Annotated in this window: 14 protein-coding genes; 2 read left to right on the top strand and 12 right to left on the bottom strand. The window is 60.7% G+C overall.

The window, feature by feature from the left end; all coding sequences use genetic code 11:
* Positions 1-17: 17 nt before the first annotated feature.
* On the bottom strand, positions 18-1,235 hold the full coding sequence (locus tag GV035_RS28820; protein WP_159839524.1) for an FAD-dependent monooxygenase: 1,218 nt from the start codon (positions 1,233-1,235) through the stop codon (positions 18-20).
* Positions 1,236-1,399: 164 nt separating this feature from the next.
* On the opposite strand from GV035_RS28820, the gene GV035_RS28815 reads away from it, so the two are divergent.
* On the top strand, positions 1,400-2,254 hold the full coding sequence (locus tag GV035_RS28815) for a LysR substrate-binding domain-containing protein (RefSeq protein ID WP_236572919.1): 855 nt from the start codon (positions 1,400-1,402) through the stop codon (positions 2,252-2,254).
* Positions 2,255-2,291: 37 nt separating this feature from the next.
* Here GV035_RS28815 and GV035_RS28810 read toward each other — a convergent pair whose 3' ends face one another.
* The 9 genes from GV035_RS28810 to GV035_RS28770 all read right to left on the bottom strand — a co-directional run bounded on the left by GV035_RS28810 (position 2,292) and on the right by GV035_RS28770 (position 11,178).
* Positions 2,292-3,506: a porin gene (locus GV035_RS28810; RefSeq protein WP_159839522.1), complete on the bottom strand. Its 1,215-nt coding sequence runs from the start codon at positions 3,504-3,506 to the stop codon at positions 2,292-2,294.
* Positions 3,507-3,692: 186 nt separating this feature from the next.
* A complete protein-coding gene (gene prpF, locus GV035_RS28805; protein ID WP_159839520.1) occupies positions 3,693-4,883 on the bottom strand; it encodes a 2-methylaconitate cis-trans isomerase PrpF in 1,191 nt (396 codons plus the stop codon).
* 15 nt (positions 4,884-4,898) lie between these two features.
* The gene (locus tag GV035_RS28800; RefSeq protein WP_159839518.1) at positions 4,899-5,675 is read right to left on the bottom strand and encodes a class II aldolase/adducin family protein; all 777 of its coding nucleotides are present in this window, start codon (positions 5,673-5,675) and stop codon (positions 4,899-4,901) included.
* A 29-nt stretch (positions 5,676-5,704) separates the two neighbouring features.
* Positions 5,705-6,589, bottom strand: coding sequence for a VOC family protein (locus tag GV035_RS28795; RefSeq protein ID WP_159839516.1), 885 nt, complete (start codon positions 6,587-6,589; stop codon positions 5,705-5,707).
* A gap of 18 nt (positions 6,590-6,607) precedes the next feature.
* Positions 6,608-7,441, bottom strand: a complete 834-nt coding sequence (locus GV035_RS28790; RefSeq protein WP_159839514.1) for a substrate-binding domain-containing protein — start codon at positions 7,439-7,441, stop codon at positions 6,608-6,610.
* Positions 7,442-7,504: 63 nt separating this feature from the next.
* Positions 7,505-8,194 (bottom strand): class II aldolase/adducin family protein, encoded by a 690-nt coding sequence (locus GV035_RS28785; protein WP_159839512.1) that lies wholly within the window; start codon positions 8,192-8,194, stop codon positions 7,505-7,507.
* Between the two features lie 10 nt (positions 8,195-8,204).
* A complete protein-coding gene (locus tag GV035_RS28780; protein WP_159839510.1) occupies positions 8,205-9,002 on the bottom strand; it encodes an alpha/beta fold hydrolase in 798 nt (265 codons plus the stop codon).
* A 33-nt stretch (positions 9,003-9,035) separates the two neighbouring features.
* Positions 9,036-9,917 carry a fumarylacetoacetate hydrolase family protein gene (locus GV035_RS28775; RefSeq protein WP_159839508.1) on the bottom strand — a complete coding sequence of 294 codons (882 nt, stop codon included), beginning with the start codon at positions 9,915-9,917 and terminating at the stop codon, positions 9,036-9,038.
* Positions 9,918-9,927: 10 nt separating this feature from the next.
* Positions 9,928-11,178, bottom strand: a complete 1,251-nt coding sequence (locus GV035_RS28770; RefSeq protein WP_159839506.1) for an FAD-dependent monooxygenase — start codon at positions 11,176-11,178, stop codon at positions 9,928-9,930.
* A 315-nt stretch (positions 11,179-11,493) separates the two neighbouring features.
* Between GV035_RS28770 and GV035_RS30015 the strand changes: the two genes are divergently transcribed.
* Positions 11,494-11,682 (top strand): DUF4148 domain-containing protein, encoded by a 189-nt coding sequence (locus GV035_RS30015; RefSeq protein ID WP_442859617.1) that lies wholly within the window; start codon positions 11,494-11,496, stop codon positions 11,680-11,682.
* 638 nt (positions 11,683-12,320) lie between these two features.
* Here the strand turns inward: GV035_RS30015 and GV035_RS28760 are convergent.
* Positions 12,321-12,551 carry a hypothetical protein gene (locus GV035_RS28760; RefSeq protein ID WP_159839502.1) on the bottom strand — a complete coding sequence of 77 codons (231 nt, stop codon included), beginning with the start codon at positions 12,549-12,551 and terminating at the stop codon, positions 12,321-12,323.
* Positions 12,552-13,350: 799 nt separating this feature from the next.
* Positions 13,351-15,126, bottom strand: a complete 1,776-nt coding sequence (locus GV035_RS28755) for a tannase/feruloyl esterase family alpha/beta hydrolase (protein ID WP_159839500.1) — start codon at positions 15,124-15,126, stop codon at positions 13,351-13,353.
* Positions 15,127-15,312 lie beyond the last annotated feature (186 nt).

Below are 15,312 nucleotides of genomic sequence, written 5' to 3'. Positions count from 1 at the left end.
TGTCTGTCTGATTCCCTTCAGGCAGCCGTTGCAGGCGCATCGGCATACTGTTCGGCCACGACGGGCGTCTTGTTCCAGTCGGTCGTCGGATCGAAGCCATAGAGCCAGTCGTTCGTGCCGTGCACGCTGCCCTTGCCCGTGACGATGGCTTCCTTTTGCGCCTGACTGTCCTTCATGTGCTTGAAGCGCAGGTTCGCCAGCGACAGACGCTGCACACCATGCACGCGCGGGATGCGCACCCGGCGGAATTCGGTGAACGCCTGAATCGGATCGGCGCTTGCACTCAGCCAGCGCCCGAGGATGTACGCGTCCTCGAACGCCTGACACGCGCCTTGTCCCGCGTTGGGTACCATTGCGTGTGCCGCATCGCCGATCAACTGAATGCGCCCACGGCCCCAGTTGTCATTGATCGGCCGCGCAAACAGGCCCCACTTCATGCACTTCGTGACCAAACCCAGCAGTTCTTTCAAACGCGGCTCGGGGTTCTCGAAGCTCGCACGCATTTCGTCCGGATCGCCCTGCTTGTTCCAGCTCTCTTCGACCCACTCGGCCGTGTCCTGCTGCGTCACGATATTGACCAGCTTCTTCTGCCGGATGTAGTACGCTCGCACATGCGCGCCCGGGCCGACCCATTCGGTCTGACCGCTCGGCTCGAGAATCCAGTCCGGCACGATGCTCGCATCGAGCAGCGCACGCCACGCCATCTGGCCCGTGTAGGTCGGGTTGTCGTCGCCATAGAGCGCCTGACGCAGCACCGATTTCACGCCGTCAGCGCCGATCACATATTCGGCCTCGACGCGGGTGCCGTTTTCGAATACGAGCTCGACTGCATCGCTACGCTCGTTCACCCATGCGAGCCGATGTCCAAGATGAATGTGCGACTGATCCAGCCCCGCGGCGAGCGCGTCAAGCAGATCCGCGCGATGAAACGAGTAGTAAGGTGCGCCCCACTTCTCGGCCAGCTTGAAGCGATCGCGAAACTGCAGGAATTCCCCGGACTGCATGTTGCGCGTGTATTCGCCCGGCGAGCGATGCCCCACGGCATCGATGCGGCCCTTTGCACCCAGGCCCCACAGCGCCTTAACCGCTTGCGGGCTGCAACTCACCGCGGCACCGATTTCGCCCAGCGCGGGCGCCGCCTCGAACAGTTCCGCCTCGATGCCGAAGGTGTGCAGCGCGTTCAACGTCGCAGCACCGGCAAGTCCTCCTCCGACGATGGCGATTCGGCACTTCATGACCATGCGTGTCTCCTGATTCATTGTGTTCGTGTCGCCAGGACAGACCTCCCTCGGCAACCGCTTAACTTGAAGTCAACTATACGGGACCAGGCAGAGCCCAAACAATCCAGCATTTCGTTAGAATGCATTAGCTTCGCTTATGAAACTTTGCGGGTGGAAACATGGCGGTAATAGTCAATCTCGACCTCGAACTGTTGCGAACCTTCGTGGCCATCGTAGAGCGCGAATCGTTCTCGGCGGCGGCGGAATCAGTGCATCGGACGCAATCCGCAGTGACGCAACAGATGCAAAAGCTCGAAGCGCAACTGGCAAAGACACTATTCCTCAAGCAAGGGCGCGCGAAGCGTCTGACCGCCGAGGGCCTCAAGCTCCTCGAGTATTCTCGACGCATGCTGGCTCTCAACGACGAAGCGTGCGCCGCAATCACAGGCTCGGTGTTGACCGGCGAAGTGCGTATCGGCGCGCCGGAAGACGTGGCCGATTCGATGCTTCCGAGTCTCCTGCAGCGATTCTCAAAAGCGTTTCCGAGCTTGCGCATGACCATCCACGTCGGCCGCAGCCCTTTCTTGATGCAGGCAATGAAGCGCGGCGAGATCGACATGACCATTTCGCCGCGCGAATACCCGGAGCATCGGCGCATCACGTTGCGAACGTCGCCGACCGTCTGGATTTGCGCAGCCGACTATAACTACGACCCAGGATCACCGCTGGATCTGATTACCGCCGATGAACCCAGCCTTTTTCGACGCATCGCGGTGGAGCATCTCGAACGTTCGAAGACGCCGTGGCGTGTGAGTTACTCGTCCCCGACGCTGACCGGCATTCGCGCGGCTGTGCGAGCGGGACTCGGCGTGACAGCGCGCTCTGTCGAGATGATGGGCCCGGATTTCCGCGTGCTGGGAGAAGCCGAAGGGCTCCCGCGCCTGCCGGACGTGTCTTATAACCTCTACCTCGGCCAGTCGCCGAACACGGCTGCGCGCCGTCTCTTCGATTCGCTCGGGACGCTGCGGCTGTAATGGAGAAGGCGCTCAGATGGCGCCTTGCCCTACCTCATCAGAAGCGATGAATAATGCCGGCGATTCCGACAAACTGGCTTCCTGATGACGACGGTGTGCTGTTCATGCCATCTCCCACATTGGCCGTTGCGCCGATGATGCTACCCACTCCGTTCGCACTGAGCGCGTAGGTCTGTCCGCTTGCGCGTTGATACGCTTCGAGCAGGTAAAGCCCGGTGCGCTTGGACAAGTTGTAGTACTGCATCAAGTTGAACTGGCTGTAATGCGCCGGGCTCTTTACTCCGTTCGCTTCAGTTGCGCGCGTGTAGGCGTAGCCCGCCGCCAGGTCCCATTCGATACGCGGTTTCCAGTGCAGCACCGCCCCGCCTGTGTTGAAGATCGCTTCGTCGCGGAAGCCCGAATTCACGCCCGGAATGTACTGTACGTTCGAATAAGAAAGCGAGATATCGAACGCGGGCGAGAACTGCCATCCACCCGCCACGGCCACGCGCTGTTGCGCCTGATTGTTGCGATATCCATACGTCAGCGCCGACACGCCCGGCTGTGAGCCGCCGCTGCTCGTCGTCGAATCCGCACCCCAGGCGCCGCCGCCGAGGGTCGAGTTGTTGATGCGCAAGAACGCCGCCGCGATCCCGAACGGTCCGTTCAGGTACTGTGCCGCCGCGCTCCAGGTCGAACCGCGGTTGAACGCGCCAGGCACGCCTCCGAGCGCATAATAGCCACTCACCGTCAGCCCGTGAAACGACGGCGAGACATACAGCACCGAGTTGTTCGCGCGGTAGCTGGAATCCATCGAATCGATATCGCCCGGATGCGCGCCTGCATAGCCCGTCAACCAATTGATCGGGCTATACGGCACGAGCAGCGTGTAATATGACGTGTACTGCCGCCCGATCGTCACCGTACCGTAGGCGGGATTCGAAAGACCCACGAAGGAGCGGCGGCCGAACATGCCGTTGGTCGGCACGGCCGCACCGGTCCCCGAATTGAAGCTCGATTCCAGGGTGAAGATGACCTGCGTGCCACCGCCAATGTCCTCCTTGCCGGTCAGTCCGAAGCGACTGCCTTGCCACACGCCGTTCGACATCTTGACGGCAGAGCGCCCGCCCGACGTCGTACCGAGCGTGGTCGAACTGCTTTGATATTGGATACCCGTGTCGATGAGCCCGTACAACGTGACGCTGGTCTGCGCCGACGCCCCGTTCGCCACGATCCCCGCTAGTGCTGCGACGGCCATTGTCTGCTTTTTCATTTATCTCCTCCATGGATGGCATGGTTGCGCTGAATAAGGTTCCAGCATTCTTGTGTCGACTCGTTCCTTTCTTTCAAACTTCGTTCTCCTTACTGCATGGCCGTGGTGGCTAGAGGAAAAGTCGACCGGCCCCGATCAGACGCACTCGCTTCGTATGCTCGTCGCCGGTCCGGACATGACGCTCGTTCAGAAGCTGTCGCCTGGCACCCGAACGAAGCCTTCCATGAGGATGCGCGCGCTGCGACTCATCGCGGCCTTGTTCACCGTCCACTGACCGTTCACCCGCTCGGCCTGCGCACCAACACGCAAGGTGCCCGACGGATGCCCGAAACGCACCGCCTCACGCATGCCGCCGCCCGCCACGAGATTGACGAGCGTACCGGGCACGGCCGCGGCAGTCGCAATCGCGACGGACGCCGTGCCCATCATCGCGTGGTGCAGCTTGCCCATCGACACCGCGCGCACCAGCAGATCGAATTCGCCTGCGCGAACGGCCTTTCCGCTCGATGCGATGTAATCCGCCGCCGGCGCGACGAACGCGATCTTGGGCGTATGCTGACGCTTCGCCGCCTCCTCGGGCGTCTTGATGAGCCCCATGCGAAGCGCGCCCGCAATGCGGATGACTTCGAACTGCGCGAGACGCGAGACATCGCCGTTGATGTCGTCTTGCAACTCAGTACCCATCAAACCGATGTCGCTGGCGTTGACGAAGATGGTCGGGATGCCGGAGTTGATCATCGTCGCTTTAAGCGTGCCGAGGCCGGGTACGTCGAGATCGTCCACCACGTTGCCCGTGGGAAACATCGCGCCGCCGTCCTCGCCTTCGTCGGCAGGATCCATGAATTCGAGCATGATCTCGGCAGCGGGAAAGGTGACGCCGTCCAGTTCGAAGTCGCCCGTCTCCTGCACCTGACCATCCGTCACGGGCACATGCGCGATGATCGTCTTGCTGATGTTCGCCTGCCAGATGCGCACGACACACACGCCGTTTTGCGGCACGCGGGCGGCGTCGACAAACCCGGCATGCAGCGCGAACGCGCCGACGGCTGCCGAGAGGTTGCCGCAGTTGCCCGACCAGTCGACGAGCGCGGCGTCGATTGCAACCTGCCCGAAGTAGTAGTCGACGTCATAGTCCGGCCGCGCGCTCTTCGCAAGGATCACGCATTTGCTCGTGCTGGACGAAGCGCCTCCCATGCCGTCTATCTGCTTGCCGTAGGGATCGGGGCTACCCACTACGCGCAACATGAAGCGGTCACGAGCCAGCCCTGCTTGCTGGCATGATGCAGGCAGGTCATTGAGGCGGAAGAACGTGCCTTTGCTCGTGCCGCCGCGCATATAGGTGGCGGGAACTTTGATTTGAGGTGCGGTCGTAGTCATCGCAAATGCCTTTGTTCAATGGACCTGCTGTTCCTGTTGCCCTCGATGAAGACGCGACAGGTAGTTTTGCCACGGCCGGTCACTGTCGAAGTTCTCTGTCGCGTTGACGGCGAGTTCCGGCCCGTCGAGCGGCGTGATGTCCGGGTTGAGTTGCATGCCCGCCAACTGTGCCTCTGCGTCGATATGAATGTAGAGCGCGCGCACGGTCGCTTCGCGCACCGATGTGCCCACCACGGTCTCGCCGTGACGTGCCATCAATATCACCGGGTTCTTGCCGAGCTTGCTCGCAAGCGCATCTCCGAGCCGCGCGTTCGTCACCTGCACGCCACGCTTCGTCGCATCGGGCGGATAAGCATCGCGGACTTCGAACAGAGGCGTCTCGGGCGGCAGGAAACCGGCCTGCGCTACCACGGGACGCAGCGGCACGTTAGCGATACCAAAAGGAATCACCGCGAGATCATGCGAGTGAATGACCGACTGCAAGTCGGGATTCGCTGCATAGACGCGGCAGTGGATGAAACGTTCGCCATTCAACCGTGGCGCATTCGAAACCACCGCGCTACAGTCATTCCTGATATCCACTTCGACGATATCCGCGCGCGAGACGAGCGCCGGCGCCATCGCGCGCGGCATGAACATATGATTCGGGTCCTTCGCGGAACGCGTGCTGATGTGTCCGAAGCTGTCGAGAATGCCTTCGTTCGCCAGAATGTGACTCGCAGTGACGACGTCCGCAATGCGGGCGTCATCCGGGTCTCGGTCCTGTGAGACGGCGTGGGCGGCGGTCAGCATAAGCGCGACTCCTGCGAGCAAGCGAGCGTTCATGCCGCGACGGGCGCGTAAGGAAACGTATCGCCCGACGCAGCCAGTGCCTCGACGTCGCGACTGAAGATGCCCCACTGATCATTGCGACCGTTGGGGAACTGCCAGGTGTCCGGCGTCCCCGTCAAGTAGTCGTCGTCAACGCGCATGATTTCAGCGGTGTATTCGATGCACGCGCCGAACGGCCCCACGAAATAGGCGAATACGTTGTCTCCGGGACCGTGACGACCCGGGCCCCATACGGTGCCACATCCCGCATCCCTGAGTCGTCCCATGCCGCGCAGCACGGCATCCGTATCTTTCATTTCGAAGGCGATGTGATTGAGCGTAGGCTGCTTCGAGTCTGCGTACGCGATCACATGATGCAGGTCGTCGCAACGCAGGAAGTCCATGAAACGCGTGCTGTCGCTTAATTTGAAGCCGAAGACCTCGGTAAGCGTGCGCGATGCCGCAGCCCGGTCGGGAGTATTGAACACCACGTGCGCAATGCGGATGGGATTCGCGCGCTCGTTGGAAAGCGCCGCCGGTGCGGGCTCGGCCTCGGCGACGAAGCGGAACGGCTCGCCCTCGAGTCCCGCGACGTAAAAGCCGGTACCGTGACCGGGCTCGTCGAATTCCTCGATCCACGGGCCGCGTCGCAAGCCTGCCTTCCCGGCTCGTTCGTACACGGTTTCGATCTCATCACGGGTGCCGACGATGGTGGCGGACCGTAACGCGCGCGCCGGCCGCTCGATGATTGCGACCGAGTAGTGCTGGCCCGCCGTGCCGCGAAGATAAGTCGTATCGCCACGCGTGCCGACTTCCGTCATGCCCCACGGGCTCTTGAGAAAATCGATCGCCGTCGCGCGATCCGGCATCTCCAGTTCAACGCTGCGCAAATGCATGCTGTGTCTCCGAATGAATTAAAGTACCGCCGGCTTCGGGATAGAAGTCGTCATGTCCACCGCAAGGTCGACGTTGACGGCTTCCGCCGGCGCGATTGCCGCCTCAGGACTCGAGTATGGCACCGCATCCGGCACGCCTTCAATGAGTTCGAGGCCGCTTTGTTCTATTGCCGCCGCTGCATCGGCCGATGAAAGAAACCGGACTACCGAGCGCGCCAACTCGACGTTCCGGCTCCAAACGGGCACGCCCGCAGCGACCCACACAGTGGCTTGCAACTCCGGCGGGATCGGTGTGATATGCGCGATACCCTTCACCGGCCGAAGCTCGCTGATCTGCTGGAAGGCAATATCCGCTTCGCCTCGTGCGACGACCGCGCCGGTTCGCTCACCGTTCCCGACGAACACGCTTTTCGGTAAGCACTGCTCATGAATGCCAAGACGCTGATACAACTGCGTAGTGAGATACTTACCGCTCTCGCTTGCGGAGTAGGCAATGGTCCTGGCCCGAAGAAGCGTGCGTCTGAGCGCGTCCGCGCAGCTCGCATCGGGCGGCGGCTCTCCTTCACGGACGGCAATCGCCACCGATGACTTCGCAATCAGCGTGCGAGTATCCGCGAGGATGTAGCCTTGCTGCACGAAACGCTGCATGTTCGGTTCCGCCACGATCACCAGGTCGACGGGCTCCGAGCGCGCGAGGCGGCACGGGATCGAGGTCTCGCCCGTGCCGATCGAGGTCGTCAACGTCATGATCCGTTTGCCCGTCATGGCTTCCAGAAGAGGAACCAGCGCGAGATACGCAGAGGTAAAGACCCCGGAGGTCATGACACAAAAGGAATCGGCCTTGTCACTCATGATTTAGTACTATTAAACATGTTTGTTGACGATAAGCGTTTGGGCAACCACTACCTGATGAAATCAGCCCTTGCGCTTTTGCTCGTCCTCGTCCTCTGCTTCGACGAGCGCCCACACGCGGCGGAACGGACCGCGTGTCTGGATCAACTCGGCGCCAGCGTCGGCAGCGGTTTCGTCATCGATCCATTGCGGCGTGCCGAGCGTCGCGCTGATGCAGGCGCGATGCGCATTCTCTTCGAAGAGGAACGCACTAGCGACCGCCTCTTCCACACTCGCGCCTGTAATCGTTGCCCCGTGTGCGCACATCAACACCGCGCGGTGAGACCCGAGCGCCTGCGCCAGCGTCGCGCCGCGCTTGCGATCACTCACGAGACGCGGGTCGTGATAGACCGGAATACCGTCGTGAAACAGCGTGCCCATTAGGTGGATGGGGCGCAGCCGCTGACCGCTCGTCGTGAACGACGTCGAATACATGCCGTGATAGTGAATGACCGAATTCACGTCGGGTCGCGCAGCCAGAACTTCGAGGTGGATCGGATACTCGCCCGGCGGATCACCCGCGCCCTCCAGCTTGCGTCCTTCGAAGTCCATGACCACGAAGTCTTCGGGCGTCGCGTTCATACCGAGCGAATGGCGCGTAATCATGAAGCGCTGGTTCGGCAGTCGCACGCTGATATGACCGAAGCCCTCAATAAAGCCGCGGCGATATAGAAACCGCCACGCCTTCAGTGTCTTCGTCATCAGTTCGCTCATGACTCTGCCCTCATGCGTGCGCTGGGAGCCACTGCAGCAGCACGCTGTTGAACTTCTCCGGCTGTTCGACGTTCGGCACGTGCTTTGCGCCCTCGAACTCGGCGTAGTTTCCATTCGCAAAGAGGCTCGCAATTCGACGGCTCTCGGCCGGCGTCGCGCGCGGGTCCTGCGTACCGCATGCGACCAGCACCGGCGTCTTCACGGTGCTTAGGCGGTCGGTGAAATTGAAGTTGCCGATGGCGCCCGCACAACCGATGTAACCCGTCGGCGTACAACCGGCGACCGTATCGCGAATCTGCTTCCAGCGCACCGGATGCGCTCGCTTGTAGTCCTCGGTCAGCCAACGCTGCATGGTGCGGTCAGCGATAGGTTCCAGCGAATTTGCCTGCGTGATCGACTCGATCATCGGTCCCCAGAATGTCGCAGCATCGGGCGGCGATTCCGACTGCGTATCGCACAGCATCAGCGATTTGAACCGCGACGCATGACGCAAGCCCAGCGACTGTCCGATCATTCCGCCGATAGACAGGCCGACGAAATGCGCGCGTTCGATACGCAACGCGTCGAGCACGTCGATGACGTCGTCGGCCAGCAGATCGATGGTGTACGGCGCAGGCGTCGGCGTACTGCCGCCGTGTCCGCGCAGGTCCGTGCGCAGCACGCGATACCCAGCGGCGAGCAGCGCGGGCACCTGCTCCGCCCAAAGACCCAGATCGGCGGCGAGCGAATGCGAGAACACGACCACAGGACCGGTCTCGGTACCGACGATGTCGTAGCTGATGGTGCGTTGATTCAGCGGCAGAAGCATGGGTTATCCGTTATGTGTCGAGATGCGGGGCGATCACTTGTCGGCAGCGACGTCGAGTTCCATCGACCCGATGCCGTCGATCGTGCCTCTTAGCCGGTCGCCGTCGAAAAGCTGCGACACGCCGGCGGGCGTTCCCGTCGTAATGAGCGTGCCGGGCTTGAGCGTCGTGACGCTCGAGAGGAACCGGATCAGATCGCGCACGCCGTTGATCATGTCCTTCGTGTGCGCCTGCATCACCGTGCGGCCATTCTGCTCAACGTTGATGCGCAAGTCCTGCGGCTCGCTGATCTCATCGCGCGTCACAAACCACGGGCCCACGCCGCAGAAAGTATCGAAGCCCTTGCGGATGTTTCGCGTGTTGTGACGCCGGCCCCAAGGATCGCGGATGCTGATGTCCCAGCACAGCGTGTAGCCATACACGTAGTCGAGCGCTTGCTCCGCCGATACGTTCTTCGCGGTGCGGCCGATGACGACGCACAGTTCGCATTCGAAGTCCACGTGCTTCGCGATCTTCGGCAGGATCACCGTGCCGTTAGGCCCGACGATGGACGATGACGGCTTGAGAAAGACCTCGGCCATCAGGTCGTCAGCGGAGAATTGCGAGCGGTCGTAGGCACCGACGCGGTCCGTCATTTCCGCCTGATGCGAGCGATAGTTCGCGGCCCCTGCCCAGATGGCGGGCGGGTTGTCGATCGGCGCAAGCATCTTCGCCTGAGCGAGCGGCACGGCCTGAGCGCGACGCGCGGCGGCGATTGCATCTCGCGCCGACGGGTGATTCGCGAGGGCATCGACCACTTCTGCCATCGTGGCGTTGACACGTGTGGCGCCGGCCGTGACCAGTGCGTCGGCGAGCGGGTAGATGTTCTCGCCTTCGATGAGTCCGGGAAGGCCTTCGTTATAGCGGCAGATCTTCATCGTTATGCTCTCAATGGGTGGTCGCGGGCGATGCGTCCTTTGCGGAGTCCGGACCCGCAGGCGCATCGGCATACTGTTCGGCCACGACGGGCGTCTTGTTCCAGTCGGTCGTCGGATCGAAGCCATAGAGCCAGTCGTTCGTGCCGTGCACGCTGCCCTTGCCCGTGACGATGGCTTCCTTTTGCGCCTGACTGTCCTTCATGTGCTTGAAGCGCAGGTTCGCCAGCGACAGACGCTGCACACCATGCACGCGCGGGATGCGCACCCGGCGGAATTCGGTGAACGCCTGAATCGGATCGGCGCTTGCACTCAGCCAGCGCCCGAGGATGTACGCGTCCTCGAACGCCTGACACGCGCCTTGTCCCGCGTTGGGTACCATTGCGTGTGCCGCATCGCCGATCAACTGAATGCGCCCACGGCCCCAGTTGTCATTGATCGGCCGCGCAAACAGGCCCCACTTCATGCACTTCGTGACCAAACCCAGCAGTTCTTTCAAACGCGGCTCGGGGTTCTCGAAGCTCGCACGCATTTCGTCCGGATCGCCCTGCTTGTTCCAGCTCTCTTCGACCCACTCGGCCGTGTCCTGCTGCGTCACGATATTGACCAGCTTCTTCTGCCGGATGTAGTACGCTCGCACATGCGCGCCCGGGCCGACCCATTCGGTCTGACCGCTCGGCTCGAGAATCCAGTCCGGCACGATGCTCGCATCGAGCAGCGCACGCCACGCCATCTGGCCCGTGTAGGTCGGGTTGTCGTCGCCATAGAGCGCCTGACGCAGCACCGATTTCACGCCGTCAGCGCCGATCACATATTCGGCCTCGACGCGGGTGCCGTTTTCGAATACGAGCTCGACTGCATCGCTACGCTCGTTCACCCATGCGAGCCGATGTCCAAGATGAATGTGCGACTGATCCAGCCCCGCGGCGAGCGCGTCAAGCAGATCCGCGCGATGAAACGAGTAGTAAGGTGCGCCCCACTTCTCGGCCAGCTTGAAGCGATCGCGAAACTGCAGGAATTCCCCGGACTGCATGTTGCGCGTGTATTCGCCCGGCGAGCGATGCCCCACGGCATCGATGCGGCCCTTTGCACCCAGGCCCCACAGCGCCTTAACCGCTTGCGGGCTGCAACTCACCGCGGCACCGATTTCGCCCAGCGCGGGCGCCGCCTCGAACAGTTCCGCCTCGATGCCGAAGGTGTGCAGCGCGTTCAACGTCGCAGCACCGGCAAGTCCTCCTCCGACGATGGCGATTCGGCACTTCATGACCATGCGTGTCTCCTGATTCATTGTGTTCGTGTCGCCAGGACAGACCTCCCTCGGCAACCGCTTAACTTGAAGTCAACTATACGGGACCAGGCAGAGCTCAAACAATCCAGCATTTCAGGAAAACGCATAAGCGAAGCTTATAGTTTCTCTCGCGGGGCTCTGTAACCGCCCGTAACCGCGGAAGAGCCCCATGGGCCTCACTAAGGCTTTCCCTAATCTCCCTAACCAATAAAATCACTTCATGGCATCGACCTGTCAAACCTGCCAATTAGCGCGACGGCCACATGAAAACACTACTTCTCTATTCATTCCTTGCTGCCGCTCTCGGGACGCCAGTATCGTCTTTACGCGGATACCGTTCGGTCGTTGACCCGGGATCAGGTGCGCGCACAGCTAGCCGCGCTCGAGCAGGTGGGCTACCAATCTAGCGTCGATTCGGACTACCCGCGTAATTTGCGACGAGCGGAATCCGTTCTGGCTCAGAAACGCCTGTCGGATTAGAGTTATGGTGGCCTTGCCACGGAAGTGGCAGACTTCGGCAAGTGATTGAAGTGGCCGACGAAGCCCGGCGCGAATAAGCCCTTACTTCTACGCAGCGAATCCCCGTTGAGGAAAGACCACTGCGAAGGCTTTAAGGCCTCGCTAATGTGGAGCTTCGTCTAATTGGACCGGTTTACGTCGCTCTTCCGCGGCTCGGCATTACCGGTGGAGCGGCTTGCGCTGAAGAGACGGCTTATGTCTGCGAGGCGCGAAATTGGAGCCGGCCGGCACGATTACGCGTGCCCTTGTGCGCCAAAGTCTATCTCTTCGACGTTGCACGAATTGGCGGCGGCGACTCCTCGTCGACAGCTAACTTGGTTCCATAGGTGCTTTCGCACCGGCGGTTAGGCGCTTGAAGCAGAAGGCCATGTTCGTGTCAGGCCGAAAGGTACGCTCCGGCTTACAGCACCAACTCGCGCGTGGGCTGACAAAATAAGACGTGAACGGCCGGCGACGCTGCAGCGTTGCCGTTGCTTTTTTGGGAGGCCCGGGCTCGCGGGCGTCGTCGTTCCCTTGTTCACGCAATCCGCATTCGCACCCCGCGATTCGCGCTTCACATGACTCTCCGTCCTTTTATCGATGGGTACGACAAACGTCGATCAATAGCCGTGCGAGTCCAGCAAATGCTGCATCTTGCAGGCCTGCCATGACTCTGGCCGGCTGTGTGTCATCGCGGCGTCTTCCGCAAGAACTGTCAGCAGCTTCTTCGCATCTAGCTTGCCATGGGTGTCCAGACCCCCGCTGCTCTGGTGCGCCTCGTTGCAACGGGCGACGACCGACCGCAGCGCTTTATATACGTCATCGTTCAACTCCAGCGTTATTGCGACCATGATCTCCTCTGAGATTAAATCGAGACCATGCCGCGAGCGAGGGGCAGGCGGCAATTACCTGCACGAAATTGTACAGCGCATCAAGGCCGGGACTCCCATTGCTGCAGGCAGCGCCCGAACGAGATACGCGTCACGTTTGGCCCGCGCATGATGAGCGGCCTCTATCGGCTCGGGGGCTTGCGCCGGTCTTTACATTATCCTTGAGCGTTTCGTGCGTTGGCTGCCCTCTGCGTCAGGAGAAACCGGGGTCGGGCGTCTCCTAACGCGAATGCTACCGATTGTCAGAAGCAGTGACGAACCAAAACTTTGCGATCAATTATTCCACATCGTCTGAGAAATTGGCCGGTCCAGTTGGACCGGCCTGAATGACCGCTCTCGACGTGACCCTTAGATCGAAGCTTCTGTCGCATGATCGTGTGACGCTCGTGGTTCGAAATGGTTTCCACCTTCTCGCCCACCCCGATTGCCTAGAGCACCCCACTTTTCACCAACGACCTTGTAGAAGGTCGCCACCAGATCCTTCCTTTCACCGTTACTCGTGAACGCCATATTGCCGGAGATGCCCGCAAAGGAAACATTCTTCAACAGCGGCCCGTAACGTCCCTGTGGCGCGATGCGATGCAACGGTGGAAGACGCCGTCAGTCCAGGCCGTTGCGACCAGCTGCGGCCAGCGCCGAGGCTCAAGCAGTCGTCGCAAGCAACCCTGTGGTCGTTCCGGCCTTTATCTGCGCGATCTGTCATCGACCTCCATGCGGCTTAGAAGCGCGCGCTCGCCACAAGCGAGCGCGCTGACGGAGCTTACTGGCAGCTAACGCTTCCGTTCGTCACCGAGCACGACTGGTTTGCGCCTGCCGTGTACGACGATAACCCGAGCCATTGGAAGGTGTCGCTCACCCCTGCCGGAACATCCGTGCGGCTATACGACGATGCGGAGTTCACATCACCGCCGTTATAGGCGACCGTCGCAGGATACGGGAACACAGGTCGGCTCTTGAGCACGGTCGAGTCCGTCGAGCTCGCGACAAAGTTCACGTTGACTTGGCCCGGCGCGGTCCCGTTTTCGACCCAGTTCAGCATCTGCGTGAGGAAGTCCTCTGTCGTCGTGTTGGGACCGCTATTGCAGTGGTACACGCCAGGAATCATGTACAGCGTCATGAACTTCGATGCGGTGTCGGCACCCATCGTATTTCGAACTTGCGTCCAATAGTTCAGCGACATGTACGGCGATGCACCGGTATCCGACCAGCCGTGCCACATAATCAGCTTTCCGCCGTGAGCTGCGAACTTGCTGAGGTCGGTGTTAGTCGGGTCCCAGACGCGGCCGTACTGCATCATTTGGGCGAAACCGGCCGTTGTGAATTGCAGGTTTGTGTACGTAATACCGGTCGGCGATCCCAGCAACGCCATGTAGTTGGGAAAGTCGCTGGACCACACAGCGTCGCTCACGTTGGCAGGCGTCATCAATGCACCGAGGGTCTTCGGAACCATTGTGCCAGGCCAGTTAGCTTCGCCACCAATCGGCATGTCTCCAGCGGTAAGGTGATTTCCACTTTCATCAACCGGTCCGTTCCAGATCTTCTGGACCACATCGATTTGCGTCGCCGTTAGACACTGCGCCGTGTCAGTGCCGCTCGCGCATTGGATCTTTGTCAGATCCGGCCTGCACACACGCGGGTCTTGGATGAGTCCGCCTTTGTCCGCACAAGTCGTCTGAACCAGGTTCACGAGCGCCGGAATCTTGTCGACCGTCAGAATCGGGGCGTTGTTTGGACCCGTGTTTACACGGACGTTCCACCCGTGATAAAACGAGTTAGTCGGTACCTCATCGATGACCGGTGCGCCAACGACGATACCGTCGAAGTCCTCAGGGTAACGTTGTGCCTCTTGCAGGCCTTCACGACCGCCGTCCGAACAACCTTGATAGTACGATTTCGTCGGCGCCTTTCCATAGAACGCTTGAGTGATCGCCTTGGTTACGAGCGTCGTCTTGTGCATCGAAGAGTAGGCGAAGTCAATGGTTGCCGCTGGATTGCCGTTCGCCCAGGTGCCGCTAGACAGCGGCGCTTGGTGTCCGAGATCGCTTGCTGCTGTAACCATCTGGTTCGAGTTAAGCGGCACACATCCCGCGCTCTGGCTGGCAACGCCGCTCGGCGCTGAGATGTAACCGCAGTACCCGCCACAGCCCACCATGAGGAACCGTTGCGTATAGGTCTGCATCGGCAGGCGGATTTCGAAATTAGTCGTCGTAGTGACGGTTCCCTTGACGTCACAGTAGGACGCGTCTGCGCTGCCGGCGACCGTGGCGCTAGTGATCGACGCGGGAGCCCCCCCAATATTTGAGAAGTTGGCCTTGGCTAGATCAGCGCATGCTATTACCGGCTTGGTTACCGCGAACGCATTTTGCGGTGCTGCAGTTGAACCACTGTCGCTGTGCCCGCCGCATGCGGAAATGACACTGCTAAGCATGATGACCGTGCAAACCGTTAGTACTTGCGTAGGGTGGAACCGAAGAAGTCTGCTTGCAGAACGAACGGCGAACAGTATTTTTGCGATCAAGATAGAGCTACTCTTCACGTCTGTACTCCTAATGGTTAACTATCAGTTCGAATAGGTAAGACGCCGCACTCACTTATGCGCTAATGGCTCCGACAAGGGTAAAACTTGGGGCATCGGACATCATCAACTGGGAAAAGACGTCGTACTTGTTCCATGCTCTACGGGCACGTATGGAACGATCTCAGCAGTCTTTTATGACCATTA

Origin of the sequence: Burkholderia sp. 8Y (assembly GCF_902506145.1) — a bacterium.
Taxonomy (GTDB): domain Bacteria; phylum Pseudomonadota; class Gammaproteobacteria; order Burkholderiales; family Burkholderiaceae; genus Caballeronia.
This window is presented reverse-complemented; position numbering and strand designations above follow the sequence as displayed.